This is a genomic window from Streptomyces sp. NPDC037288 (genome assembly GCF_055603265.1).
This window is the reverse complement of sequence record NZ_JBVJVY010000031.1, coordinates 1-25,524: the sequence shown is the minus strand read 5'-3', so window position 1 is coordinate 25,524 and position 25,524 is coordinate 1. Positions and strand designations below refer to the sequence as shown.

Here is a 25,524-nt window from a genome sequence, read left to right as displayed (position 1 = left end):
CTGCTCAGCGCAGCCCGGTCGAGCGGCGCAGCGCGGCCTGGACCAGGCGGTCGATCAGCTCCGGGTAGCTGACGCCGCTGGCCTGCCACATCTGCGGGTACATCGAGATCGGCGTGAAACCGGGCAGGGTGTTGATCTCGTTGATCACGAACGTGCCGTCCTCGGTGAGGAAGAAGTCCGCGCGGACCAGGCCCTCGCAGGAGACCGCCTCGAAGGCCTGCACCGCGAGCGCCTGCACCTCGGCGGTCTGCTCCTCGGTGAGCGGCGCCGGGACGATGCCGGGCGTGGAGTCGATGTACTTGGCCTCGAAGTCGTAGTACGCGTGCGCGTCCGGCGGCGGGATCTCGGCCGGCACGGAGGCGCGCGGCCCGTCCTCGAACTCCAGCACCCCGCACTCGATCTCGCGGCCCCGCACGGCGGCCTCGACCAGGATCTTCGGGTCGTGGGCCTGCGCGGTGGCGATCGCCTCGTCCAGGCCGGACAGGTCGTCGACCTTGGTGATGCCGATCGAGGAACCCGCGCGCGCGGGCTTCACGAACAGCGGCCAGCCGTGCTCGCCGGCGAAGTCGATGATCTTCCTGCGGGCGGCGGACTCGTCCTGCTGCCACTCACGGGGCCGGATCACCACGTACGGGCCGACCGCGAGCCCGTAGGAGGTGAAGATCCGCTTCATGTACTCCTTGTCCTGGCCGACGGCCGAGGCGAGCACACCGGCGCCCACGTAGGGCACCCCGGACAGTTCCAGGAGGCCCTGCAGGGTGCCGTCCTCGCCGTACGGGCCGTGGAGCACCGGGAAGACCACGTCGACCTCGCCGAGCGCCTTGGGCACCGAGCCGGGCTCGCTGTAGACGACCTCGCGGTTGGCCGGGTCGACGGGGAGCACCACGCCGCCCTCGGTGGACTCGGCCATGTCGTCGACGGCGGGAACCCGGCGGTCGGCGATGGCCATCCGCTCCGGCTCGTCGGCGGTGAGCACCCAGCGACCCTCCCGGGTGATGCCGATCGGCAGCACGTCGTACTTGGTCCGGTCGATGGCGCTCAGCACGGCGCCGGCGGTGACCGTGGAGATCCCGTGTTCGGAGCTGCGCCCGCCGAACACGACGGCCACGCGCGGCTTGCGCGACGGCTGCTCAGGGTGCTGGGGAAGGTTCTCGGTGCTCATATCGCGTTGAGAGTACCCGGTGGTATCCCCCTAGTCAGCGCCCGCTGGGCCGCCGTGACTCAGCGTCCCTCCAACGGTCGCTCAGCGTCGCGCGGCAGGAGGTTCAGCGCCTTTCGGGCTTGGCGCTGCGCGCCATCAGCTCCTTGAGGGCGACCACCGGCGGCTTGCCCTCGTGCACGATGTCGACGACCGTCTCGGTGAGGGGCATCTCCACACCGTGCCGGCGGGCCAGATCCGCCACGGACTCGCACGACTTGACGCCCTCGGCGGTCTGCTTGGTGACCGCGATGGTCTCCTGGAGGGTCATGCCCTTGCCGAGGTTGGTGCCGAAGGTGTGGTTGCGGGAGAGCGGCGAGGAGCAGGTGGCCACCAGGTCGCCGAGGCCCGCGAGTCCGGAGAACGTCAGCGGGTCGGCGCCGAGCGCCATGCCGAGCCGGGTGGTCTCGGCGAGGCCACGCGTGATGAGCGAGCCCTTGGCGTTGTCGCCGAGCCCCATGCCGTCGGCGATGCCGACCGCGAGGCCGATGACGTTCTTGACCGCTCCGCCCAGTTCGCAGCCGACGACGTCGGTGTTGGTGTACGGCCGGAAGTACGGCGTGTGGCAGGCGGCCTGGAGGCGCTGGGCGACGGTCTCGTCGGTGCAGGCGACGACGGCCGCGGCGGGCATGCGGGCGGCGATCTCGCGGGCCAGGTTGGGCCCGGTGACGACCGCGATGCGGTCCGCGCCGACCTTGGCGACGTCGTCGACGACCTCGCTCATCCGCATGGTGGAGCCGAGTTCGACCCCCTTCATCAGGGACACGAGCACGGTGTCCGGGGCGAGCAGCGGGGTCCACTCGGCGAGGTTGGCGCGCAGGGTCTGGGAGGGGATGGCGAGGACGGTGAAGTCCGCGTCGCGCAGGGCCTCGGCCGGGTCGGAGGTCGCTGTGAGGTTCCCCGGGAGTTCGACACCGGGCAGGTAGTCGGGGTTGGTCCGGGTGGAGTTGACCGCCTCGGCCAGCTCGGGACGGCGCGCCCACAGGGTCACTTCGCAGCCCGCGTCGGCGAGGACCATACCGAAGGCGGTGCCCCATGAGCCGGTGCCCATGACCGCCGCCTTGACCGCCTTGCTCACTTGCCCTGCCCTTCCGGTTCCTTGCGCTTCGTCTGCGCGTGGGTGCGGCGTCGCTGTTCGATCCGCTCGCGGCGCGGGTCGTAGGGCGTCTCGGGCGCCTTCTCGCCGCGGATCTCCTCGAGCTGGCGGGTGATGGCCGCCATGATGACCTCGGTGGCCTCCTTCAGCAGGTCCGGGGTCATCTCCTTGTCGTAGAAGCGCGAGAGGTCCACGGGCGGGCCCGCCAGCACATGGTGGGTCTTGCGCGGGAAGAGGTCGGGCTTCTTGGCGTACGGCGGCAGCAGCTCGTTGACGCCCCACTGGGCGACCGGGACGACCGGGCACTTGGTCTGCAGGGCGACGCGGGCGGCACCCGTCTTGCCGGTCATGGGCCAGCCGTTCGGGTCGCGGGTGAGGGTGCCCTCGGGGTAGAAGGCGACGCACTCACCGCGCTCCACGGCGTCGATCGCGGCGCGGAAGGCGCTGAGCGCGTCCGTGGACTCGCGGTAGACGGGGATCTGCCCGGTGCCGCGCATGGCGGCGCCGACGAATCCCTTCTTGAAAAGCCCGCTCTTCGCCAGGAATCGCGGAACCCGTCCGGTGTTGTACTGATAGTGCGCGTACGCGAAGGGGTCCACGTGGGAATTGTGGTTCACCACGGTGATAAATCCGCCCTCGGCCGGAATGTGCTCCATTCCACGCCAGTCCCGCTTGATCAGAACCACCAGCGGCGGTTTGCAGATCACCGCGGCGAAGCGGTACCAGAAGCCGATTCTGCGGCGGGGCACAAGGACACCTTCCTCTAGGGGCTGCCACCCCGGCGGGGGCCGCACAAGTGTCGCCCCGAGCCGCCGGTCTGTCGAGAACACCGTACGCCCCGAGGGACAGGCCGCCAGATGACCCGGGGACAATGATCGGGACAAGAGAGGGGCGGTACGCCGGTGCAGTGGACCTTGGTCATCCCCCTGAAGCCCCTGACCCGGGCCAAGAGCAGACTCTCGGACACCGCTGCCGACGGGGTGCGCCCGGGGCTGGCGCTGGCGTTCGCGCAGGACACGGTGGCCGCGGCGCTGGCCTGTGCGGCGGTCGGGGATGTGGCGGTCGTCACGGACGACGAGCTGGCGGCGCGTGAGCTGGCGGCGCTGGGCGCGCGGATCGTGCCCGACGCACCGGCGAACGGTCTGAACGCGGCGCTGGCGCACGGTGCGGCCGTCGTCCGCGACATGCGCCCGCGCACACCGGTTGCCGCCCTGAACGCCGACCTGCCGGCGTTGCGGCCGGCGGAACTGGCCGTTGTCCTGGGCGAGGCGGCGGAGTTTCCGCGGGCGTTTCTCGCGGATGCCGCACAGCTGGGCACGACGTTGCTGGCCGCGGGGCCGGACGGGGAATTGCAGCCGGAGTTCGGCATTGATTCCCGTTCCCGGCACCGGGCCTCGGGCGCGGAAGAACTCCGGCTCACGGGTGTGGATTCGGTTCGGCAGGACGTGGACACCGGGGACGATTTGCGCGCGGCGCTGGCATTGGGGGTCGGACCGTATACGGCGGCCGTTTCGGCCGGATTGCTGATCCCGGGGTCCTGAGGCGGCCGGAGCGCGGGCCGGGGGTTCAGGGCGCACGGACCCGCATGCCACGGACGGCCTGCGGCCCTGCGGCGCTACCGGCAACGGCACACATTAGGCTGGCCGTCATGCAGGCCACCGCATACACCTACGACGCAGAGACCCGGAGCGGGCAGGTGCTCCTCGACGACGGCACCCCGGTCCCCTTCGACGCCGCCGCCTTCGCCGCCGGAGGCCTGCGCCTGTTGCGGCCCGGTCAGCGTGTGCGGATCGAGACCGAGGGACAGGGCGACGCCCTGCGCATCACCCTCGTAACCCTCCAAACGCTGTAACCGCCCTTACACACGCCGCGGGCCGGGCTCCCTGGGGAGTCCGGCCCGGCGCGTGAGTGCCCTGGCGTCGTGCCCTGGCGTCCTTACGACGTCGCCTTGCGGGCGGTGGCCTTCTTCGCGGTGGTCTTGCGCGCCGTCGACTTCTTGGCCGGGGCCTTCTTCGCGGTGACCTTCTTCGCCGGGGCCTTCTTGGCGGTGGCCTTCTTGGCGGTGGTCGTCTTCGCGGCGGTGGTCTTGGCGGTCGCCGTGGTCTTCTTGGCGGGCGCCTTCTTCGCCGTGGTCTTCTTCGCGGCGGCCGTGGTCTTCTTCGCGGGCGCCTTCTTCGCCGTGGTCTTCTTCGCGGCGGCTGCCTTGGCGGTCTTCTTCGCGGCGGCCTTCTTGACCGTCGCCGCGGCGCCGCCGGTCAGGCTGCCCTTCGGCGCCTTCTTGACCGAGACCTCGCCACCGCGCGGCAGCTTCTTCGAGCCGCTGACCAGGTCCTTGAAGCCCTGACCGGCACGGAAGCGCGGCACGGAGGTCTTCTTGACCCGAACCCGCTCGCCGGTCTGAGGGTTGCGGGCGTAACGGGCGGGGCGGTCCACCTTCTCGAAGGACCCGAAGCCGGTGACCGAGACCCGCTCGCCCGCGACGACCGCGCGGACGATGGCGTCCAGGACATGATCGACAGCGTCGGCGGCCTGCTGGCGGCCACCCACCTTGTCGGCAATCGCTTCTACGAGCTGCGCCTTGTTCACGTCTTCCCCTTCGGAGACATCGCCAGAACGAAAGTGTTCAAGCTTTTTCGCACGTTAGGCAGATATATACCGCAAATCAAACACGAAACGGGCTAATCACCCTTGTGCCGCAACGGACTCGGTGGTCTCGGGCTGTTCAGTGGTCCTCGTCGGGGATCCGACCCTCGTCGAGGTCCTCGTTGAACCGCTCGAGCCGCCTTGCCGCAGCGGCGAGATCGTGCTTGGCCGCGGCCGTAATGACCAGCAGCTTCCGGGTCAGCGCCATCCGTACGCCCTCCGGGACTTGCAGTGCGCGCACTCTTGCGTGCGCTTCCTTCAGTTGGTTCGCGACCGCCGTATAGAGCTGGAGTTGGCCGTCGTGTCCCATGCACAGATTGTGCCATCTGGGGCGAGTTGTCGCCTGCCCAGGGGGCAACTCCCGCCTCAAACGGCCTTCCAGGCACTTGCACAGGACGCGATCCCAGCACTCACGTACCCGTGCAACGCCCTTCGTAACGTGGGGAGTTGAGAGCAGGACGAGAAGCGTGCGGGGCGGTTCGGGCCCGGACACGGCCGTACCCCCGATCGTGGTGATCGGGGGTACGGAGGGGGTGTTGGGGTGGCCGGATCTCGACCGCCCGGGCCCGGCGGCCGGAGCGGATCAGACCTGGAGCGTGCTCGGCTTGTACGACGGCCGCTTGACCTCGTACGCGGCGATGTCGGCCTCGTTCTGCAGCGTGATGGAGATGTCGTCCAGGCCGTTCAGCAGCCGCCAGCGGGAGTTCTCGTCCAGCTCGAAGGAGGCGGTGATGCCCTCGGCGCGCACCTCACGTGCCTCAAGGTCCACAGTGACCTCAGCAGTGGGGTCCTGTTCCGTGAGCTCCCACAGCGCGTCCACGATCTTCTGGTCCAGGACCACCGTGAGCAGGCCGTTCTTGAGCGAGTTGCCTCGGAAGATGTCCGCGAAACGGGAGGAGATCACGGCCTTGAAGCCGTAGTTCTGCAGTGCCCAGACGGCGTGCTCGCGGGAGGAGCCGGTGCCGAAGTCGGGGCCGGCGACCAGGACGGTCGCACCCTGCCGCTCGGGGCGGTTGAGGATGAAGTTCTCGTCCTTGCGCCAGGCCTCGAACAGACCGTCCTCGAAGCCGTCCCGCGTGACCTTCTTGAGCCAGTGAGCAGGGATGATCTGGTCGGTGTCGACGTTGCTGCGGCGCAGCGGGACGGCCCGGCCGGTGTGGGTGGTGAATGCTTCCATGGCTGATCAGACTCCAGCGGGCGTACGGGTCTCGGCGTCGGACAGGTCGGCGGGCGAGGCCAGGTGGCCCAGGACCGCGGTCGCCGCCGCGACCTGCGGCGACACCAGGTGCGTACGGCCGCCCTTGCCCTGTCGGCCCTCGAAGTTGCGGTTGGAGGTGGACGCGGAGCGCTCACCCGGGGCCAGCTGGTCGGGGTTCATGCCGAGGCACATCGAGCAGCCCGCGTGCCGCCATTCGGCGCCGGCCTCCTTGAAGACCACGTCCAGGCCCTCGGAGACGGCCTGCAGACCCACCCGGGCGGAGCCCGGGACGACCAGCATCCGTACGCCGTCGGCGACTTTGCGGCCGCGCAGCAGATCCGCGGCGGCGCGCAGGTCCTCGATGCGGCCGTTGGTGCAGGAGCCTACGAAGACGGTGTCCACCTTGATGGAGCGCAGCGGCTGACCGGCCTCCAACCCCATGTATTCCAGGGCCTTTTCGGCGGCGAGGCGCTCCGAAGCGTCTTCGTACGAAGCCGGGTCGGGGACGTCCGCCGAAAGCGGTGCGCCCTGGCCGGGGTTGGTGCCCCAGGTGACGAACGGCGACAGCGCGTCGGCGTTGATCACGACCTCGGCGTCGAACTCGGCGTCGTCGTCGGTGCGCAGCGTCTTCCAGTACTCGACGGCCGCGTCCCAGTCGGCGCCCTCGGGGGCGTGCGGGCGGCCCTTGAGGTACGCGAAGGTGGTCTCGTCAGGGGCGATCATGCCCGCGCGGGCGCCGGCCTCGATCGACATGTTGCAGATGGTCATCCGGGCCTCCATCGAGAGCTTCTCGATGGCGGAGCCGCGGTACTCCAGGATGTAGCCCTGGCCGCCGCCGGTACCGATCTTCGCGATGATCGCCAGGATCAGGTCCTTGGCGGTGACGCCCTCGGGCAGCTCGCCCTCGACGGTGATCGCCATGGTCTTGGGGCGGGCCAGCGGCAGCGTCTGGGTGGCCAGCACGTGCTCGACCTGCGAGGTGCCGATGCCGAAGGCCAGGGCGCCGAACGCGCCGTGCGTGGAGGTGTGGGAGTCACCGCAGACCACGGTCGTCCCGGGCTGGGTCAGGCCCAGCTGCGGGCCGACGACGTGCACGACGCCCTGCTCGACGTCGCCCAGCGGGTGCAGCCGCACGCCGAACTCGGCGCAGTTCTTGCGCAGCGTCTCCAGCTGGGCGCGGGAGACCGGGTCGGCGATGGGCTTGTCGATGTCGAGGGTCGGGGTGTTGTGGTCCTCGGTGGCGATGGTGAGGTCGAGGCGGCGCACCGGGCGACCGTTCTTGCGCAGCCCGTCGAAGGCCTGCGGGCTGGTCACCTCGTGCAGCAGGTGCAGATCGATGAAGAGGAGGTCGGGCTCGCCCTCGGCGCGCCGGACGACGTGGTCGTCCCAGACCTTCTCCGCGAGTGTCCTACCCATCGCTTTCCCTTCGGCCGGCAAAGGTCCACCGACCCAACTAGAGATCTTGAGGAAGCGGCCGCCGCACCCTGATGTCGTGATTCCAGGCGTCCACCGCCAGGCCCGTTGGTCTGCGGGCCGCTGTGTGATTCCAGGGTGGCGCGTTCCACGGAAAATTGAACTTGCGTTTCACAGAGTGAGACGTGAGTATCGTTGCATGGACAACAGTAGCGGCGTCGGCGTTCTGGACAAGGCGGCCCTCGTCCTGAGCGCTCTGGAGTCCGGTCCGGCCACCCTCGCGGGTCTGGTCGGCGCGACCGGACTGGCACGACCCACGGCTCACCGCCTGGCCGTGGCCTTGGAACACCACCGCATGGTGGCACGCGACATGCAGGGCCGTTTCATTCTCGGCCCGCGCCTCGCGGAGCTTGCGGCGGCGGCGGGCGAGGACCGCCTGCTCGCGACGGCGGGCCCCGTGCTCACCCACCTCCGCGACGTCACCGGCGAGAGCGCACAGCTCTACCGGCGCCAGGGTGACATGCGCATCTGTGTGGCCGCGGCGGAGCGCCTGTCCGGCCTGCGGGACACCGTCCCGGTCGGCTCCACGCTCACGATGAAGGCCGGCTCCTCGGCGCAGATCCTGATGGCCTGGGAGGAGCCCGAGCGCCTGCACCGGGGCCTGCAGGGCGCCCGCTTCACGGCGACGGCCCTGTCCGGCGTACGGCGGCGCGGCTGGGCCCAGTCCATCGGTGAGCGCGAGCCGGGCGTCGCGTCCGTCTCCGCACCCGTACGCGGCCCCTCCAACCGCGTCGTGGCCGCCGTGTCGGTCTCCGGCCCCATCGAGCGCCTGACGCGCCACCCGGGCCGGATGCACGCCCAGGCGGTCATCGACGCCGCGGCCCGCCTCTCGGAGGCCCTGCGCCGCTCGGCCTGAGCCGGCGCCGTCCGGGAACGCCGAGGAGGGCCTGCCTCAACGCCGCGGCAGGCCCTCCTCGCCCCCTCCCCCCGTTCAGCTGGTCCTCTCGGCCACCGGGTCCTGCTGCGAGCGGTACGAGAACCGGTCCTTCGCGTACCGGCCGCGCTTCTCCAGCGGGATCTGCCCGTGTGCGGCCGCGAGGCCGAACGCCGGCATGTCCCCGTAGATCGCCTCGTACGAGCCCTCCGGCACGACGTACGTCTCGTGCCAGATCCCGACCTGCCCCCGCAGCCTTCCGCTGCGCTCCCTGCGGTTGAGCGCGGCCCACGCCCGGTGGTGGAACGCGTCCGGCGCCGTCGCGTAGGCGTACAGCTTCTCCTTGGACTCCCAGTACTGCACGACGTAGTACGTGCGCGGCGAAGCCGTCAGCATCACCCGGCTGCGCAGGCCCCGCGCGGGGTCCTTCTCCAGCTCCCGCAGCATGCGGAACATTCCGAGCATCACCGGCAGCCACAGATGGACGGCCCAGAAGCGGTTGATGCGCATGCCGATCAGCAGGACGACGACGTCGCCCTTCGCGTCGGCGGTCGTACGGGACACCATGGCCACGTCCCCCTTGTTGGTGAGCGGCGCTATCCGAGTACCGATGATTGGATAGTGCCGTTATCCGAGAAGGAGCGCAAGACATGCGGCTCGCCGAACTGAGCAGACGCAGCGGTGTGTCCGCCGCGACGATCAAGTACTACCTGCGCGAAGGGCTGTTGCCGCCGGGCGGCCAGATCAACGCCACGACGGCCGAGTACGGCGAGGAGCACCTGCGCCGGCTGCGGCTGGTGCGGGCGATGATCCAGGTGGGCCGGGTGCCGGTGGCGAAGGTGCGCGAGGTGCTCGGGCACGTGGACGACGACTCCCTGGGCCTCTCGATGCGCCTGGGCGCGGCCCTGTGGGCGCTGCCGCAGGTGCCGGAGCCGGACGAGGAGGACGCGTACGTCCAGGCCGCGCACCAGGAGGTCACCGCGCTGCTGGACCGGCTCGGCTGGGAGAACGCCAAGCAGCTCACGACCCTCTCCCCCGCGTACCGCTCCCTGGTGGTGGCGGTGGCCGCGTTCCGCCGGCTCGGCTACGACTGGGGGTTCGAACTGCTCGCGTCCTACGCCACGTTGATGCACGAGACGGCCAAACTCGACCTGGACTTCGTGGAGACGCATCCGTCGGAGGCGGAGAAGGTGGAGACGGCGGTGCTCGGCTCGGTACTGACCGAGCCGATGCTGCAGGCCCTGCGCCGGCTGGCCCAGGAGGAGGAGTCGGGGCGTCGCTACGGTTTCGAGTAGCGCCCGGGGACGACGAAGGCCCCCCACCGAAGTGGAGGGCCTTCCCTGTGTACCCCCGACCGGATTCGAACCGGCGCTACCGCCTTGAGAGGGCGGCGTGCTAGGCCGCTACACAACGGGGGCGTGGACACTGCGTTTCCGCAGGTCCGAGCTGGTCTACCTGGACTCGAACCAAGACTAACTGAACCAGAATCAGTCGTGCTGCCAATTACACCATAGACCAATGATGGTTTAGACCAGTCAGTACCCCCGACCGGATTCGAACCGGCGCTACCGCCTTGAGAGGGCGGCGTGCTAGGCCGCTACACAACGGGGGCCCTAGCGATCCCGACCGAAGTCAGGATCAGTACCCCCGACCGGATTCGAACCGGCGCTACTGCCTTGAGAGGGCAGCGTGCTAGGCCGCTACACAACGGGGGCTTTGCAGATAAGCTCTGCGAGCTGGCCTACCTGGACTCGAACCAAGACTAACTGAACCAGAATCAGTCGTGCTGCCAATTACACCATAGGCCACCGGAACTCAAGCCCCTACGGGGTTCTCGTTCTAGCTTGCTCCTCGGGGCTCCGGCCTTCCGGCCCGCTCCCCTCGGCGCAGGAAGAACATTACCCGAAGGTGGACGGGGCTCCAAAACGGGTATCGGCGCGGACGAGCGCCGGGAGTTCGGCGAGGGTCGAGATCCGGTGCGCGACGACCTCCCCGGCGGCCTGCGCGTATGCCGTCCCGCGGTCGATCCACACGGACAGCAGCCCGGCCTCCGCCGCACCCCGCCCGTCGATCTCCGGGTGGTCGCCGACGTACGCCACCTGGTGCGGAGGCAGGCCCAGCGCCTCGCAGGCCGCCAGGAAGGCGTCGGCCTCCGGCTTGGAAACGCCCAGCTCGGCGGCGCACAGCACGGCCTCGAAGCGGTCGAGGAGGCCGAGGGTGCGCAGCTTGTGCTCCTGGACCGTGATGCTGGAGTTGGACAGCACCGCGTGCCGGTGGCTGGCGGAGAGGGCCTCCAGGGCGGGCAGGACGTCCGGGAACAGGCCCCAGGCGGCCTCGTAGTGGACCAGGTAGCGCGCGAACCACGCGTCGGCCTCGCCGTCGGTCAGCTCCTGGCCCACGAAGACCCGGGTGCGGTCGCGGCGCTGTGTGACGAAGTCGACCTCACCCGAGGCGAACCGGGCCCACTGGGCGTCGGTGATCTCCCGCCAGCGCAGAAGGGCCTGCTCCGGGCTGTCGTACCCGGCGAGCAGCCCCTCCGCCGCGAGATGCGCCCGCATGCCCTCCCGGTCCGCGGTCGTGTAGTCGAAGAGGGTGTCGTCCACGTCCCAGACCACGGCTCTGATCGTCATGACACCGACGGTAACCGGCACGCGGCCGTGCTGTCCGGCGGACGGGTACGGCACAGGGGCGGCACCCGGAGACCGGGTGCCGCCCCTGTGTGGCGTTCGTTACGCTGCGAGCCTGGCCAGGGCCGCGTCGACACGGGCCAGCGTCTTCTCCTTGCCCAGGACCTCCAGGGACTCGAAGAGCGGCAGGCCGACGGTGCGGCCGGTGACGGCGACGCGGACCGGGGCCTGGGCCTTGCCGAGCTTGAGGCCGTGGGCCTCGCCGGCGGCCAGGACGGCCTCCTTGAGGGACTCGGGCGACGTCCAGTCGGCCGACTCCAGCTTCTCGCGGGCGGTGCGCAGGAGGGCGTCGCTGCCCTCCTTCATCGCCTTCGCCCACGAAGCCTCGTCGAAGACCGGCTCGGCGAGGAAGAGGAAGTCCACGTTGTCGGTGATCTCCGACAGGACCTTGAGGCGGGTCTGGGCGTGCGGGGCGATGGCCTCCCACTTGGCCGCGTCGAAGTCCTCCGGTGCCCAGGGGGCGAAGGGGGCCTTCAGCCAGGGCGCGCAGCGCTCGGTGAACTCCTTCACATCCAGCATGCGGATGTGGTCGGCGTTGATCGCCTCGCACTTCTTCAGGTCGAAGCGCGCCGGGTTGGGGTTGACGTCGGAGATGTCGAAGGCCGCGACCATCTCGTCGATCGTGAAGATGTCCTGGTCGGCGGAGAGCGACCAGCCCAGCAGCGACAGGTAGTTGAGCAGGCCCTCGGGCAGGAAGCCCTGCTCGCGGTAGAGGTTCAGGGACGACTGCGGGTCGCGCTTGGACAGCTTCTTGTTGCCCTCGCCCATCACGTACGGCAGGTGGCCGAAGGCCGGGGTCTGCTTGGCGATGCCCAGCTCCGTCAGCGCCTTGTAGAGCGCGATCTGGCGCGGGGTGGAGGAGAGCAGGTCCTCGCCGCGCAGGACGTGGGTGATCTCCATCAGCGCGTCGTCGACCGGGTTGACCAGCGTGTACAGCGGGGCGCCGTTCGCGCGGACGATGCCGTAGTCCGGGACGTTCTCCGGCGTGAAGGTCAGCTCGCCGCGGACCAGGTCGGTGAAGGTGATCGTCTCGTCCGGCATGCGGAAGCGGACGATCGGGGTGCGGCCCTGGGCCTTGTACTCCTCGACCTGCTCGGCGCCGAGGTCGCGGCAGTGGCCGTCGTAGCCGGAGGGCTTGCCGGCGGCGCGGGCGGCCTCGCGACGGGTGTCCAGCTCCTCCTGGGAGCAGTAGCAGTGGTAGGCGTGGCCGGCGTCCAGGAGCTTCTGGGCGACGTCCCGGTAGATGTCCATGCGCTGCGACTGGCGGTACGGCGCGTGCGGGCCGCCGACCTCGGGGCCCTCGTCCCAGTCGAAACCGAGCCAGCGCATCGCGTCGAGCAGCTGGTTGTACGACTCCTCGGAGTCGCGGGCAGCGTCGGTGTCCTCGATGCGGAAGACCAGGGTGCCCTGGTGGTGCCGGGCGAACGCCCAGTTGAACAGGGCGGTGCGGACCAGGCCCACGTGCGGGTTACCGGTGGGTGAGGGACAGAAACGAACGCGTACGGGTGAGCCGGGTGCGCTAGCCACGCTTGACAACCTTGTTGGTGAGAGTGCCGATGCCTTCGATGGTGACGGCGACCTCGTCGCCGACGTTCAGGGGGCCGACCCCCGCCGGGGTACCGGTGAGGATGACGTCGCCGGGGAGCAGGGTCATGGCCTCGGAGATGTTGACGACCAGGTCCTCGATGGGGTGGACCATCTCGCTGGTACGGCCGAGCTGGCGCTGCTGGCCGTTGACCGTGAGCTGGATGGTCAGGTCGTTCGCGCGCTCCAGGTCCAGGTCCGTCTCCACCCAGGGGCCGAGCGGGCAGGAGCTGTCGAAGCCCTTGGCCCGCGCCCACTGCTTCTCGCGGCGCTGGACGTCCCGGGCGGTGACGTCGTTGGCGCAGGTGTAGCCGAAGATCACGTCCTTGACGCGCTCGCGCGGCACCTCGCGGCACATGCGGCCGATGACGACGGCCAGCTCGGCCTCGTGGTGCAGTTCCTCGGAGAAGGACGGGTACTGGATGTCGTCGCCGGGGCCGATCACCGAGGTCGACGGCTTGAAGAAGGCGAAGGGGGCGTCCGGCACCTCGTTGCCCAGCTCGCGCGCGTGCTCGCCGTAGTTGCGGCCGAACGCCACGACCTTGTTGGGCAGGACCGGCGGGAGCAGCCTGACCTTGCTCAGCGGCACCTTCGTACCGGACAGCTCGTGGTCCGCGAACGGGATGCCCTTGATGATGTCGAGGACGAGTTCGTCCTGCTTGTCGCCCTCGACCGCGCCGAAGGCGACGTTCCCGTCGATGGAGAACCTGGCGATGCGCACGGGATCCTTGCGCCCCTCACTGAGAACCGGCGTACTGACGCCTCAGGTTAACCGGTCGGACCGCCGGAATTCCGAGTCCGCGGTGTCGTACGGGAAATTTCGGAATTCAGCGGAAATGGTGAGCCAGGAGCCGGCCGGCCGGAGCCTGGAGCGCGCCGCGCTACTCTCCGACGGCCGCCGTCGCGCCGACGGGGACGTCCACCAGGACCGTGCGCCGCGGGTTGGCGGTCTGGGCGGGGAGGTCGACGGAGTGCTCCGGCAACTCGGGGGTGTGCAGCTCGTCGGTGTCCTTCAGATGCGCCAGGGTGGTGCGTCGCGGGTTGGCGATCTTGTGGAACATCATCGTCGTCTTCACGGTTGTACGAGTCCTAGTCCTGTGTCGATACAGAAGCGTCGCTCTTGTAAAGCGCCAGGCTAAACATTCAATTCGTTGCCGCAGGCGCCAACCACCCAGGATGTTCATGTGAGTTTGCTCACGACCTCGCGGACAAACCGGTCAAACCTGACCCGCAACGCGCCCTAGCGAAACGGACATTGACCCCCTGAAGCCATCATTCCGCTCCTGATCATGGCGACTGGGACACCGGGCACCGAGCGACAACTCGCCGAGAAACGCCCGTTTTGACCTGGATCGGCCTCCACGGCTGGTAACCCGGCACTCACACCCCGTCACGGAGGTCACAGCTCGGGACACGGACCTTGTTGGAGATCCGGCACTGTGCTGGAATTCCACGGACCGCCGCGGGGATCGAGCCGGCGCACCGGGCGCGACGCAGCGCCGAGCGGCGGCGAGATCAGGGGGGAGCCAGCGCCGGTCACTCAAGACCACCCGGAGGGCGTTTTCAGGGCGCTCTCCACAACGCCGACACCGTGTCCCTCCGTTCACGCGGAGGGGTGCCTGGTCCAGAGGTTGCGACGCTAGTGCAGGGACGTTTCAAGAGGGATGGCAGCGCTTCGGCGGAGCCGGAGTCGCACGACGGGACTGGCCCCATGAAGGGCAGCTCCTCGCCCCAGCACGCCCAGAACCCGGGCCAGGCCCTCGGGGGCGGCGAGCGCAGCGGACGCCCCGGCGTGTCGGGCTCGTCCGCGGGCACGGGCAGCGCCGGCTCCGGTGCCGCCCCCACGCCGGACGTGAAGCCCCCCAAGGGCCCCACCGGCCCCGGCTCACGCATGGCCCTGCGCAACTGGCGCATCTCCACGCGTCTGGTCTCGCTGCTGGCGCTCCCCGTCATCGCGGCCACCTCGCTGGGCGCGCTGCGCATCAGCGACAACATGGACGACATCCAGCAGCTCGACAACATGAAGCTGCTGACGGACATGACCAAGCAGGCCACCGAGCTGGCCATGGCCCTCCAGGACGAGCGCGACCAGTCCGCCGGCCCCCTGGCGCACGGCCTGTCGCAGAACGACTACACGGTCAAGGGCTTCGAGGAGAAGACCGACCGGGCCCGCGAGAACTTCCTCAACTCCTCCGAGCAGATCGACGCGGCCAGCAAGGACGGCAACCTCCAGGGCGTCCGCGACGCGCTCGTCGGCCTGGCCAACCAGCTGGACGACCTGGCCAAGATCCGCAAGACGGCCTACAAGTCGCAGGGCAACTCGACGCAGACGGTGGAGTCCTACCACCGGCTGATCACCCAGCTGATCAGCCTGTCCCAGGACATGGCCGAGGCGTCCAGCAACCCGGAGATGATCTCGCGCACCCGCGCCCTGGCGGCCTTCTCCACCGCCAAGGAGTACGCCTCCGTGCAGCGCGCCACGATCGCCGCCGCACTGCCCGCGACCACGGACAAGAAGGGCGACCTCTCCGAGAACGACCGCCTGTACGGCCAGTCGGCGTACGAGAGCGAGAACTCGGAAATCGCGATCTTCCGGAAGATCTACGCCAACAACAACGCCGAGGAACTCCTCAAGCCGATCGACGAGGGCAACCCGACGATCCAGTCCGCGGACACCTACGCCAAGCGCGTCTTCGACTCCCGCGACGGCATACAGAGCATGAACAACCGGTCCTACAAGGACTGGGTGGACGACAGCTCGACCAAGATCGACCAGATGAAGAAGATCGAGCACACGCTGCTCGAGCAGATGGAGCAGAAGGCCCGCGAGCTGAAGAGCGCCACCCAGCAGGACGCCATCATCTCCGGTGCGCTGATCCTGCTCGTGCTCGGCGTGTCGCTCGTCGGCGCGTTCGTCGTGGCCCGCTCGATGATCCGCTCGCTGCGCCGGCTGCAGGAGACCGCGACCAAGGTCGCCCAGGAACGCCTGCCCGAGCTGGTCAAGCAGCTGTCGGAGTCGGACCCGCAGGACGTCGACACCTCGGTGGAGTCGGTCGGTGTGCACTCCCGGGACGAGATCGGCCAGGTGGCCGCGGCCTTCGACGACGTGCACCGCGAGGCGGTCCGCCTCGCCGCCGAGCAGGCGCTGCTGCGGGGCAACGTCAACGCGATGTTCACCAACCTCTCGCGCCGCTCGCAGGGTCTGATCCAGCGCCAGCTGTCGCTGATCTCCGAACTGGAGTCCCGCGAGGCCGACCCGGACCAGCTGTCCTCGCTGTTCAAGCTGGACCACCTCGCCACGCGTATGCGCCGTAACGGTGAGAACCTCCTCGTTCTCGCGGGTGAGGAGCCCGGCCGTCGCTGGACCCGCCCGGTCCCGCTGGTCGACGTGCTCCGCGCCGCCGCGTCCGAGGTGGAGCAGTACGAGCGGATCGAGCTGGCCGCCGTCCCGACCACCGAGGTCGCCGGCCGGGTCGTCAACGACCTCGTGCACCTGCTCGCCGAGCTGCTCGAGAACGCGACCTCGTTCTCCTCACCGCAGACCAAGGTCAAGGTCACCGGTCACGCGCTGCCCGACGGCCGCGTGCTGATCGAGATCCACGACACCGGTATCGGCCTGTCCCCCGAGGACCTCGCGGCGATCAACGAGCGGCTCGCCTCGCCGCCCACCGTGGACGTCTCCGTCTCCCGCCGCATGGGCCTGTTCGTGGTCGGTCGTCTGTCGCAGCGGCACGGCATCCGCATCCAGCTGCGCCCGTCCGACTCCGGTGGTACGACCGCGCTGGTCATGCTGCCCGTGGATGTCGCCCAGGGCGGCAAGAAGCCCGCTCCGGGCAAGCCCGGCGGACCCGGCGGAACCGGTGGTCCCGCCGCCGCGCAGGCCGCCGCAGGTGCGGCGGCGGCGCGACGCGCGAACGCCAACAACGGCCAGGGCGGTGCCCTCGGCGGTGCTCCGGCCGGTGGCGGTCTGCTCGGTGCCGGTCCCGGCCCGCGCGGCCAGGTCGGCGCCGGCCAGGGCCCCCGGGCCGCGCTGCCCGGCACGGGCCAGGGCGGCCGTCCCGGTGCGCGTGGTCCCCAGGGCGGTCCCGGTGCTCCGGGTACCGCTGGTGGTCTCGGTGGTCCGCAGCAGGGCCGGCCGATGCCCGCGGGTGCCGGTGCGGGCGGCTTCGGCGGTCAGGCACCCGGCGCTCCGCAGGGCCTGCAGACCGCGAACCCGGTCGGCCCGCAGCAGGACGCCTTCGGCGGCCGTGGCCCGCAGCGGCCCGGTGCCGCCTCCGACCAGGGCCGCCAGCCCCAGCTGCCGCCGCGCGGCGGCCCGCGGGCCGAGCTGCCCGGCGGTGCCCAGCAGCCGCGCACCCCGGACTGGGCCGACGCGCAGACCCCGCCGTCGCGTGCCTCGCTGGACGCGCCGCGCGGCCACGACGAGCAGGACCCGGCGCACACCGCACACATGCCGCGCGTCGACGACCGGCAGGGCCCGGGCGCGACCGCGGAGATGCCCCGGATCGACGCGCACGGCCCGGCCGCCACGGGCGAGTTCCCGCGCCCGGACCTGAACGGCCCGGGCGGCCCCCGGCACACGGGCCAGTTCGCCCGCCCGGAGAACCCGCAGCAGACGGGCCAGTTCGCCCGGCCGGACGCCGCCGAGCTGCCCGGCCGGTTCGACGGCGCCGGTGGCCCGCAGGGCGCCGATCCGTACGTCCGCTCCGATGTCTTCGACACGCCGGCGCAGCAGCAGAACGACCCCGCGCGGAACGCGGGTCAGAACACGGGCCAGTTCGCGGCTCCGCAGGGATTCGACGGCGGCTACGACGGCGGCTCCACCGGCCGGCACGCCCTGCCCGGCCGCCAGAACCCGGCGCACACGGGTCAGTTCGAGCGCCCGCAGCCGGCCGGCCGGGACGAATTCGGCGCCCCGCGCCAGCAGGCCCCGCAGCAGCGTCCGGTGCACCGTGAGCCGGAGGCCCTGCCGCCGGCCGCCGGTCCGGGCGACGGCCGTACCCCGCTGTACGACACGCTGGAGACCAACTGGTTCCACGGCGGTCCGCAGGCGGAGGGCGCGCCCGCGCAGCAGCAGCAGCAGCCGCAGCAGCCGCAGGCACCCGCCCCGGCCCCGCAGCGCCCCACGAACGGCAACGGCTCCGCCACCGGTTCCTGGCGCACCTCGCCGAACGACGAACTCGTCCGGCAGGCCGAGCGCGTCCGGCAGCCCGCCGCGGGCGGGGTCACCACCTCCGGCCTGCCGCGCCGGGTGCCCCGGGCCAACCTTGTCCCGGGCACCGCCCAGCAGCAACAGCACCAAGCCGGTCCGCAGGTCTCGCGTGCGCCTGACGACGTACGCGGACGGCTGACCAATCTCCGTCGGGGCATCGCTCAGGGCCGTCAGGCCGGCAGCGGCCAGACCGGCAGCTACCCGAGCCCCACTCACCAGCAGGAGCGTTAGTTGAGTCCGATGAGCCAGGCGGCACAGAACCTGAACTGGTTGATCACCAACTTCGTGGACAACACCCCCGGGGTGTCGCACACGGTGGTGGTCTCCGCCGACGGCCTTCTGCTGGCGATGTCCGAAGGCTTCCCGCGGGACCGCGCCGACCAGCTGGCGGCCGTCGCGTCCGGGCTGACCTCCCTGACGGCCGGGGCGTCCCGGATCTTCGAGGGCGGCACCGTGGCGCAGACGGTCGTCGAGATGGAGCGCGGGTTCCTCTTCCTGATGTCCGTCTCGGACGGGTCGTCCCTCGCGGTCCTGGCCCACCCCGAGTGCGACATCGGTCTCGTCGGCTACGAGATGGCACTGCTCGTCGACCGCGCAGGGGCGGTACTCACCCCGGACCTGCGCGCCGAACTCCAGGGCAGTCTGCTCCACTGACCGCCCCCGGCACCACCCACCTCACGAAAACACCGTCCGGCCGCCACAATCCCCCCACCGGCCCCGTCAGACGGCTTGACTGACCGACTTGCTGTCCCGCCCGGAGGATTCATGACCCCGCCCACCGCCCATCACGATCCGTATGCGGAACCGTACGGGGACGAGGGCGACCAGCCGCTGGTCCGTCCGTACGCGATGACCGGCGGCCGGACCCGGCCGCGCTACCAGCTCGCGATCGAGGCGCTGATCAGCACCACGGCCGACCCGGCAGCGCTCATGGGACTGCTCCCTGAGCACCAGCGCATCTGCCACCTGTGCCGTGAGGTCAAGTCGGTCGCGGAGGTCTCCGCGCTGCTGGCCATGCCGCTCGGAGTGGCCCGGATCCTGGTGGCCGACCTCGCGGAGGCCGGCCTGGTCGCCATTCACCAGCCGGGTGGCGACGAGAACAACGGCGGCGCACCGGATGTGACGCTGCTCGAAAGGGTGCTCAGTGGACTTCGCAAGCTCTGACGGGGGCCGGGCCACCACCTCCGCGAAGATCGTGGTGGCGGGCGGCTTCGGCGTGGGCAAGACCACGTTCGTCGGCGCCGTCTCGGAGATCAACCCGCTGCGCACAGAGGCCGTCATGACGTCCGCTTCGGCCGGCATCGACGACCTCACCCACACCGGAGACAAGACCACCACCACGGTGGCCATGGACTTCGGCCGTATCACCCTGGACCAGGACCTGATCCTGTACCTCTTCGGTACGCCGGGCCAGGACCGCTTCTGGTTCATGTGGGACGACCTGGTGCGCGGCGCGATCGGCGCGGTGGTGCTCGTGGACACCCGGCGCCTCGCCGACTGCTTCCCCGCGGTCGACTACTTCGAGAACAGCGGCCTGCCCTTCGTCGTCGCCCTCAACGGCTTCGACGGACAGCAGCCGTACCAGCCCGAGGAGGTGCGCGAGGCCCTGCAGATCGGCCCCGACACCCCGATCATCACGACCGACGCCCGGCACCGCGCCGACGCCAAGTCGGCGCTGATCACCCTGGTCGAGCACGCCCTGATGGCACGCCTCAAGTAGCACACGCGTACGCACTCAAGTGCGACGGCGTTTACGGCAGTTGCGGTGAACGGCACGGAGCCGACTGTGGCCTTTGACACGGTCGGCTCCGACGTTCATAACAGTTCGGCAGAGGAATCACCCGGCTTCACCACGCGACGCGGTCGCGCAGTGCCGCTGTGCGCACAAACGCCCCGCCTTTTGGCGGGGCTCGCTCTTTATGACCGTTTTATCTGGGGCTTACAAGAGGGTCGCTCCGGGGTTTCCGCTGTTTGGAAGAGCGCTGGTCCACGTGCTGGAATGCCTGAACTGCCCAATAGTCAAAGACGTACCTGCCAAGGGGTCGATGACGAACCGGGCTCTGAGAGACTGCGGCACGACGTAGGTGCCGACCGCCGAGAGGTTGTTGGTCGAGTGAGGCGAAGCAAGAACGGTCCCGAGCCGTCGGCGCGGGGCAACTTCACCCCGCCGCCGCGCGCTGCGGCGCCCACCCCTGTGCCCGGCGCGGAACCGACGGCGGCACCCGCGCCCAGCGGCGGCCGTTTCTCGCCGCGCAACTGGCGTGTGCCGACCAGGCTGAACGCGATCCTGCTGATACCCGTGGCGGTCGGCCTCGTCATGGGCGGCTTCCAGGTCAAGAGCTCGATCGACACCTGGCAGCAGGCACGCGACGCCGAGAACACCGCCCGCCTGGTGCGAGCCGCCCTCACCTACGCCGACGCCCTCGAGAACGAGCGTGACGTCACCGCGGCGCCCCTGCTGCTGAAGAAGACGGACAGCAAGAGCAAGGCGACGATCGCCGCCGCCCGCAAGGCCACGGACGACGCCGCCGACGGCTTCGACCAGGCCGCGCAGAACATGCCGCAGAAGTCGGGCCTGGTGCGCCGGCTGAAGCTGTTCCGCGAGGCGGAGCCCAGGCTCGCGCAGCTGCGGCAGGTCGCCTACACCTCCAAGGTCACCGGCGTACAGACCGAAGAGGGCTACGTCGACGTCAGCCACCCCCTGATGGAGTTCGCCAACGAGCTCGGTCTGGGCACCGGCAACATCACCTCCTACGGCCGTACCGTCTACGCCATCTCGCTGACCAAGGCGGCGCTGTCGCTGGAGCGGTCGATCGGCACGCATCTGCTGGTCAAGCCCGGTCCGGACGCCCCGAACCTGGCGACCCAGCGGGTCTCCCTGTCCTCGTACGCCTACCTCGAGCGCATCGCCGTGGAGGAGTACAAGGGCGGTGGCACCGAGGCCGACGCGCAGAAGCTGAAGGACAAGCAGACACAGATCGAGTCGCAGGGCGCCGCGATGGCCACGGCGGCCAAGCAGCAGAACCCGAACTACGTCCCGCCGCCCTCCGACCCGACCAAGATGGTGGCGGCACTGGCCACCATGAAGGACACCAGCGTCCTCACCCGTCAGACCCTCGCGGCGGGCGGCATCACTGCCGATAACTGGTACGCGGTCAACTCGCTGAAGTACAAGGCTTACCGCCAGATCGAGTCGGACATGGCCGACAGGGCCGTGAACGAGGCCTCCGACATCGCCGACAACGCCAAGACCTCGGCGTTCATCACCGGTGGCGTCGTCGTGGTCGCCCTGCTGCTCGCCTTCATCCTGGCCGGTGCCGTGGCCCGCCAGATGAGCCGCTCGATGCGCCAGCTGCGCAACGCCGCCTTCGGCATCGCCGAGCAGCGTCTGCCGATGCTGGTCGACCAGCTCTCCCGCACCGACCCCGGCCGGGTCGACACCCGGGTCGCGCCGATCCCGATCAACACGAAGGACGAGATCGGCGAGGTCGCCCGCGCCTTCGACCAGGTCCACCGCGAGGCGGTCCGGCTCGCCTCCGAGCAGGCCCTGCTGCGGGGCAACATCAACGCGATCTTCACCAACCTGTCGCGCCGCAACCAGTCGCTGATCGAGGGCCAGCTGACCCTGATCACCGACCTGGAGAACAACGAGGCCGACCCGGACCAGCTGGAGAACCTCTTCAAGCTGGACCACCTGGCCACCCGTATGCGCCGCAACGGCGAGAACCTGCTGGTCCTCGCCGGCGAGGAGCCCGGCCGCCGCTGGGACCAGCCGGTCCCGCTGGTCGACGTGCTGCGCGCCGCCTCCTCCGAGGTGGAGCAGTACGAGCGCATCGAGCTGTCCGGCGTCCCGGAGGCCGAGATCCACGGCCGCGCGGTCACCGACCTCGTGCACCTGCTGGCCGAGCTGCTGGAGAACGCGACGACGTTCTCCTCCCCGCAGACCAAGGTCCGCGTCACCGCGACCCGTCTCCCCGACGGCCGTATCATGATCGAGATCCACGACAAGGGCATCGGCCTGACGGCCGAGGACTTCGCGGACATCAACCACAAGCTGGCGAACCCGCCGACCGTGGACGCCGCGATCTCCCAGCGCATGGGCCTGTTCGTGGTCGGCCGGCTGTCCGACCGGCACGGCATCCGCGTCCAGCTGCGCCCCTCGGGCGAGCAGGCCGGTACGACCTCCCTGGTCATGCTGCCGGACGCGATCACGCACGGCGGTGGCGGCGAGGCGCCGCTGGACCGCGAGGAGTTCACGGTCTCGCAGATCATCCCGGAGCAGCAGTTCCAGGGCGAGAGCTTCCACCAGGCGCAGCCGATGCGCACCGCCGCCGAGCTGGGCTTCGACGACAGCCAGTACACGGAGGTCCCCGACGACATCCGCGAGCTGGACCCCGTCGGCCGCTCCCTGATGCGCGAGGAGCGCCGGGCGGCCCTGGAGGCCCAGACGCACGGCCAGCAGACCGGCGACCCGCAGGCCGAGTCCCCCGAGGGCCCCTCGTACGAGGACCCGCTCTTCGACGGGCGGCAGGCCTACCAGGAGCAGCAGCCGTCGTACCAGCAGCAGGCCTACCAGGAGCAGCCGCAGCAGACGTACGAGGAGCAGACGTACGCCGAGCCGCAGCAGGCCTCGTACGAGGAGCAGTCGTACGACAAGCCGTACGAGGAGCAGTACTACGCGCCGAACGGCGGCTACCCGGACCCCGCGTACGCGGAGCCGGCCCAGGCCCCGTCCTACCAGGACGACTGGCCGCAGCAGCCCCAGCAGCCCCAGCAGCCGCAGAACGGCTACCGGAACGGGTATCCGGACCAGTACGCTCCGGAAACGGAATCCTCGCAGGCCGCTGACGCGAGTGAGCGGAACCGCGTAGGCTTCGACCGTCCGGGACCGGCCTCTCCCGCCGCCCACCAGCTGACCGACGCCGGGCTGCCCCGCCGCGGATCCGTCGCGAGCGGTTCCAACGGCTCGGATACCGCGGGCGGCACGGCGCGCAGGCACCAGGAAGCCGCGGCACCGGACAACACACCGCAGGCGGGCGGCGACAGCGACTGGCGTTCGGCCAACGACGAGCGCTGGCAGCAGGCCTCGCAGCTCCGGAAGCCCAAGGCAGGCGGGGTCACCTCCTCGGGCCTGCCGCGGCGGGTACCCAAGGCCAACCTGGTCCAGGGTTCCGCCGAAACCACCCCCCAGGGGGGCCCACAGGTCTCCCGCGCCCCGGAGGACGTCCGGGGCAGGCTGAGCAACCTGCGTCGGGGCGTCCAGCGCGGACGCAGCGCAGGCAGTGAAACGAACGGCCAGGGCTTCGGTCCTGACAGCACCTACAACCAGGAGCGTTAGTGTGAGCCCGATGAGCCAGGCGGCACAGAACCTGAACTGGTTGATCACCAACTTCGTGGACAACACCCCGGGGGTGTCCCACACGGTGGTGGTCTCCGCCGACGGACTCCTTCTGGCGATGTCCGAAGGCTTCCCCCGCGACCGCGCCGACCAGCTCGCGGCCGTCGCCTCCGGTCTGACGTCTCTGACGGCAGGCGCCTCCCGCATCTTCGAGGGCGGCAGCGTGAACCAGACGGTTGTGGAGATGGAGCGGGGATTCCTCTTCATCATGTCCATCTCCGACGGTTCGTCGCTCGCCGTGCTGGCCCACCCCGAAGCGGACATCGGCCTCATCGGGTACGAGATGGCCCTTCTGGTGGACCGCGCGGGCACGGTCCTCACCCCGGATCTGCGTGCAGAACTCCAGGGCAGCCTTCTCAACTAACAGGTGAACGGTGCGTATACGCGTCCCGGGGCCGTAAGGTTTCGGGACGCGGCTCCACACGGATGGGTGCCCGGCACGGTCGGAGGAGGAGAAGAGAGTGGCAACACCCCCAGGCGGTTCCAATGCGGGCAACTGGTCGTACGGCCCTGCCCAGGGCCGCGGCGACGGTTCCCAGAACCCGAACCGTTACAACTTCCCCTCCTCCCCGGGCCACCGGCAGCCGTACGCTCCCCAGGGCCCCGGCCCCTCGCCGTACGACCAGCCGCAGGCCCCGCGCATCCAGCCGGTGCAACCGCAGCGCCGCCCCGAGCCGGCGCCCGCGACCGCGTCGAACAACCCCTTGGTGCGTCCGTACGCCATGACCGGCGGCCGGACCCGCCCGCGCTACCAGCTCGCCATCGAGGCACTGGTGCACACCACCGCCGCTCCGCACCAGATGCAGGGCCAGCTGCCCGAGCATCAGCGGATCTGCAACCTGTGCCGGGAGATCAAGTCGGTAGCCGAAATCTCCGCGCTGCTGACGATCCCCCTCGGCGTGGCCAGGATCCTCGTCGCCGACTTGGCGGAGGCGGGCCTGGTCGCCATCCATCAGCCCGGCGGCGACGAGAACGCCGGTGGCCAGCCAGACGTGACACTGCTCGAAAGGGTGCTCAGTGGACTTCGCAAGCTCTAGCGGCGGTCCTTCCCGCTCCACCACCTCCGCGAAGATCGTGGTGGCGGGCGGCTTCGGCGTGGGCAAGACCACGTTCGTCGGCGCCGTCTCGGAGATCAACCCGCTGCGCACAGAGGCCGTCATGACGTCCGCTTCGGCCGGCATCGACGACCTCACCCACACCGGAGACAAGACCACCACCACGGTGGCCATGGACTTCGGCCGTATCACCCTGGACCAGGACCTGATCCTGTACCTGTTCGGCACCCCCGGCCAGGACCGCTTCTGGTTCATGTGGGACGACCTGGTGCGCGGCGCGATCGGCGCGATCGTCCTGGTCGACACCCGGCGCCTCGCCGACTGCTTCCCCGCGGTCGACTACTTCGAGAACAGCGGCCTGCCGTTCGTCATCGCCCTCAACGGCTTCGACGGCAACCAGCCGTACCAGCCCGACGAGGTCCGCGAGGCCCTGCAGATCGGCCCCGACACCCCGATCATCACGACCGACGCCCGGCACCGCGCCGACGCCAAGAGCGCGCTGATCACCCTGGTCGAGCACGCCCTGATGGCGCGACTTCGGTAACCGGCCGGTGATGTTGTACATCTGAGGGGCGGCACCTGGAAGGTGCCGCCCCTCAGTGCTGGGGTGCCTGTACGGAAAGGACTTTGCGGGGGATGGGTTATACGATTCCGGGCTGGCTGGACCAGGTCCTGGACTACATCGGTATCCACTTTCCGAATGTGGACGAGGACGACTACCGTCACATGGCGGACGCCATGCGGGAGTTCGCCGACAAGTTCGAGGGACACGGTGCGGACGCGCACAAGGCGGTGGAGCAGATCCTCGCCTCGTCCAAGGGCTGGGCCGTGCACTCGATGCAGACCCACTGGAACCAGGTCAAGGCCGGTCACCTGGACAAGATCCCGGAGCTGGCCCGCCTGTTCGCCGACGCCTGTGACGTCGTCGCGGACATCATCTTCGGGATGAAGACCAAGGCCGAAGCCGAACTCGCCGTCATGGCAGGGTCGGTGGGCCTCTCGATCGGCGCCGCCTTCATCACCGGAGGCCTCTCCGCGGTCCTCGGCGCGGCCGAGATCACGGCCATGCGCCAGTTGGTGAAACGCATCATCGACGAGGCCGCCGA

25 protein-coding genes and 5 tRNA genes are annotated in these 25,524 nt (G+C 70.0%); 13 read left to right on the top strand and 17 right to left on the bottom strand.

Annotated features, from left to right (window positions below):
* Nucleotides 1-4: 4 nt before the first annotated feature.
* From ACZ7GZ_RS29225 to ACZ7GZ_RS29215, 3 genes are all read right to left on the bottom strand, one after another.
* Nucleotides 5-1,162: a D-alanine--D-alanine ligase family protein gene (locus tag ACZ7GZ_RS29225; RefSeq protein ID WP_471028719.1), complete on the bottom strand. Its 1,158-nt coding sequence runs from the start codon at nt 1,160-1,162 to the stop codon at nt 5-7.
* A 103-nt stretch (nt 1,163-1,265) separates the two neighbouring features.
* Entirely contained in the window at nt 1,266-2,276 is a 1,011-nt protein-coding gene (locus tag ACZ7GZ_RS29220; protein WP_471028718.1) for an NAD(P)H-dependent glycerol-3-phosphate dehydrogenase, read from the bottom strand.
* Nucleotides 2,273-3,043, bottom strand: a complete 771-nt coding sequence (locus tag ACZ7GZ_RS29215) for a lysophospholipid acyltransferase family protein (RefSeq protein ID WP_471028716.1) — start codon at nt 3,041-3,043, stop codon at nt 2,273-2,275. The genes ACZ7GZ_RS29220 and ACZ7GZ_RS29215 overlap by 4 nt, the downstream gene beginning before the upstream one ends.
* A gap of 153 nt (nt 3,044-3,196) precedes the next feature.
* On the opposite strand from ACZ7GZ_RS29215, the gene cofC reads away from it, so the two are divergent.
* Both cofC and ACZ7GZ_RS29205 read left to right on the top strand, forming a co-directional pair.
* Nucleotides 3,197-3,835, top strand: coding sequence for a 2-phospho-L-lactate guanylyltransferase (gene cofC / locus ACZ7GZ_RS29210; RefSeq protein ID WP_471028713.1), 639 nt, complete (start codon nt 3,197-3,199; stop codon nt 3,833-3,835).
* Between the two features lie 107 nt (nt 3,836-3,942).
* Nucleotides 3,943-4,146, top strand: a complete 204-nt coding sequence (locus ACZ7GZ_RS29205) for a hypothetical protein (protein ID WP_471028710.1) — start codon at nt 3,943-3,945, stop codon at nt 4,144-4,146.
* A gap of 83 nt (nt 4,147-4,229) precedes the next feature.
* Here ACZ7GZ_RS29205 and ACZ7GZ_RS29200 read toward each other — a convergent pair whose 3' ends face one another.
* The 4 genes from ACZ7GZ_RS29200 to leuC form a co-directional block, all read right to left on the bottom strand.
* On the bottom strand, nt 4,230-4,880 hold the full coding sequence (locus ACZ7GZ_RS29200; protein WP_471028708.1) for an HU family DNA-binding protein: 651 nt from the start codon (nt 4,878-4,880) through the stop codon (nt 4,230-4,232).
* Between the two features lie 136 nt (nt 4,881-5,016).
* Nucleotides 5,017-5,247 (bottom strand): SCO5555 family protein, encoded by a 231-nt coding sequence (locus ACZ7GZ_RS29195; protein WP_471028706.1) that lies wholly within the window; start codon nt 5,245-5,247, stop codon nt 5,017-5,019.
* Between the two features lie 273 nt (nt 5,248-5,520).
* Nucleotides 5,521-6,114 carry a 3-isopropylmalate dehydratase small subunit gene (gene leuD / locus ACZ7GZ_RS29190; protein WP_471028704.1) on the bottom strand — a complete coding sequence of 198 codons (594 nt, stop codon included), beginning with the start codon at nt 6,112-6,114 and terminating at the stop codon, nt 5,521-5,523.
* Nucleotides 6,115-6,120: 6 nt separating this feature from the next.
* Nucleotides 6,121-7,551, bottom strand: coding sequence for a 3-isopropylmalate dehydratase large subunit (gene leuC, locus ACZ7GZ_RS29185; protein ID WP_471028703.1), 1,431 nt, complete (start codon nt 7,549-7,551; stop codon nt 6,121-6,123).
* A 196-nt stretch (nt 7,552-7,747) separates the two neighbouring features.
* Here leuC and ndgR point away from each other — a divergent pair, with 196 nt between their 5' ends.
* Complete coding sequence (gene ndgR, locus ACZ7GZ_RS29180) at nt 7,748-8,464, top strand: IclR family transcriptional regulator NdgR (RefSeq protein WP_471028700.1); 717 nt, start codon at nt 7,748-7,750, stop codon at nt 8,462-8,464.
* A 75-nt stretch (nt 8,465-8,539) separates the two neighbouring features.
* Here ndgR and ACZ7GZ_RS29175 read toward each other — a convergent pair whose 3' ends face one another.
* Nucleotides 8,540-9,049: a DUF4188 domain-containing protein gene (locus tag ACZ7GZ_RS29175; protein WP_471028698.1), complete on the bottom strand. Its 510-nt coding sequence runs from the start codon at nt 9,047-9,049 to the stop codon at nt 8,540-8,542.
* An 83-nt stretch (nt 9,050-9,132) separates the two neighbouring features.
* Here ACZ7GZ_RS29175 and ACZ7GZ_RS29170 point away from each other — a divergent pair, with 83 nt between their 5' ends.
* A complete protein-coding gene (locus ACZ7GZ_RS29170) occupies nt 9,133-9,777 on the top strand; it encodes a MerR family transcriptional regulator (protein WP_471028696.1) in 645 nt (214 codons plus the stop codon).
* 50 nt (nt 9,778-9,827) lie between these two features.
* Here ACZ7GZ_RS29170 and ACZ7GZ_RS29165 read toward each other — a convergent pair.
* The 9 genes from ACZ7GZ_RS29165 to ACZ7GZ_RS29125 form a co-directional block, all read right to left on the bottom strand.
* Nucleotides 9,828-9,900, bottom strand: a tRNA-Glu gene (locus ACZ7GZ_RS29165).
* A 28-nt stretch (nt 9,901-9,928) separates the two neighbouring features.
* A tRNA-Gln gene (locus ACZ7GZ_RS29160) sits at nt 9,929-10,000 on the bottom strand.
* A 21-nt stretch (nt 10,001-10,021) separates the two neighbouring features.
* Nucleotides 10,022-10,094 (bottom strand) — tRNA-Glu (locus ACZ7GZ_RS29155).
* 30 nt (nt 10,095-10,124) lie between these two features.
* Nucleotides 10,125-10,197 (bottom strand) — tRNA-Glu (locus tag ACZ7GZ_RS29150).
* 21 nt (nt 10,198-10,218) lie between these two features.
* Nucleotides 10,219-10,290 (bottom strand) — tRNA-Gln (locus ACZ7GZ_RS29145).
* A gap of 90 nt (nt 10,291-10,380) precedes the next feature.
* Nucleotides 10,381-11,112 carry an HAD family hydrolase gene (locus ACZ7GZ_RS29140; protein ID WP_471028694.1) on the bottom strand — a complete coding sequence of 244 codons (732 nt, stop codon included), beginning with the start codon at nt 11,110-11,112 and terminating at the stop codon, nt 10,381-10,383.
* A gap of 99 nt (nt 11,113-11,211) precedes the next feature.
* Nucleotides 11,212-12,696, bottom strand: a complete 1,485-nt coding sequence (gene gltX, locus ACZ7GZ_RS29135; protein ID WP_471028693.1) for a glutamate--tRNA ligase — start codon at nt 12,694-12,696, stop codon at nt 11,212-11,214.
* A complete protein-coding gene (locus tag ACZ7GZ_RS29130) occupies nt 12,689-13,474 on the bottom strand; it encodes a fumarylacetoacetate hydrolase family protein (protein WP_471028691.1) in 786 nt (261 codons plus the stop codon). The genes gltX and ACZ7GZ_RS29130 overlap by 8 nt, the downstream gene beginning before the upstream one ends.
* Nucleotides 13,475-13,634: 160 nt before the next feature.
* The gene (locus ACZ7GZ_RS29125; RefSeq protein ID WP_471028690.1) at nt 13,635-13,829 is read right to left on the bottom strand and encodes a hypothetical protein; all 195 of its coding nucleotides are present in this window, start codon (nt 13,827-13,829) and stop codon (nt 13,635-13,637) included.
* Between the two features lie 566 nt (nt 13,830-14,395).
* On the opposite strand from ACZ7GZ_RS29125, the gene ACZ7GZ_RS29120 reads away from it, so the two are divergent.
* The 9 genes from ACZ7GZ_RS29120 to ACZ7GZ_RS29080 all read left to right on the top strand — a co-directional run.
* On the top strand, nt 14,396-18,196 hold the full coding sequence (locus tag ACZ7GZ_RS29120) for a sensor histidine kinase (RefSeq protein ID WP_471028688.1): 3,801 nt from the start codon (nt 14,396-14,398) through the stop codon (nt 18,194-18,196).
* 9 nt (nt 18,197-18,205) lie between these two features.
* Nucleotides 18,206-18,619 carry a roadblock/LC7 domain-containing protein gene (locus ACZ7GZ_RS29115; RefSeq protein WP_023546525.1) on the top strand — a complete coding sequence of 138 codons (414 nt, stop codon included), beginning with the start codon at nt 18,206-18,208 and terminating at the stop codon, nt 18,617-18,619.
* A 111-nt stretch (nt 18,620-18,730) separates the two neighbouring features.
* On the top strand, nt 18,731-19,129 hold the full coding sequence (locus ACZ7GZ_RS29110; RefSeq protein ID WP_009190816.1) for a DUF742 domain-containing protein: 399 nt from the start codon (nt 18,731-18,733) through the stop codon (nt 19,127-19,129).
* Entirely contained in the window at nt 19,110-19,685 is a 576-nt protein-coding gene (locus tag ACZ7GZ_RS29105; protein ID WP_323377011.1) for a GTP-binding protein, read from the top strand. The genes ACZ7GZ_RS29110 and ACZ7GZ_RS29105 overlap by 20 nt, the downstream gene beginning before the upstream one ends.
* A gap of 393 nt (nt 19,686-20,078) precedes the next feature.
* Nucleotides 20,079-23,303, top strand: a complete 3,225-nt coding sequence (locus ACZ7GZ_RS29100; RefSeq protein ID WP_471028686.1) for a nitrate- and nitrite sensing domain-containing protein — start codon at nt 20,079-20,081, stop codon at nt 23,301-23,303.
* A gap of 10 nt (nt 23,304-23,313) precedes the next feature.
* Nucleotides 23,314-23,727 (top strand): roadblock/LC7 domain-containing protein, encoded by a 414-nt coding sequence (locus ACZ7GZ_RS29095; RefSeq protein ID WP_004983065.1) that lies wholly within the window; start codon nt 23,314-23,316, stop codon nt 23,725-23,727.
* Nucleotides 23,728-23,824: 97 nt separating this feature from the next.
* Nucleotides 23,825-24,400: a DUF742 domain-containing protein gene (locus tag ACZ7GZ_RS29090; RefSeq protein WP_471028685.1), complete on the top strand. Its 576-nt coding sequence runs from the start codon at nt 23,825-23,827 to the stop codon at nt 24,398-24,400.
* Nucleotides 24,381-24,962, top strand: coding sequence for a GTP-binding protein (locus tag ACZ7GZ_RS29085; RefSeq protein WP_071369867.1), 582 nt, complete (start codon nt 24,381-24,383; stop codon nt 24,960-24,962). Before ACZ7GZ_RS29090 ends, ACZ7GZ_RS29085 begins: the two co-directional genes overlap by 20 nt.
* Before the next feature lie 92 nt (nt 24,963-25,054).
* The coding region (locus ACZ7GZ_RS29080) for a WXG100-like domain-containing protein (RefSeq protein WP_471028684.1) at nt 25,055-25,524 on the top strand (470 nt) is incomplete at its 3' end.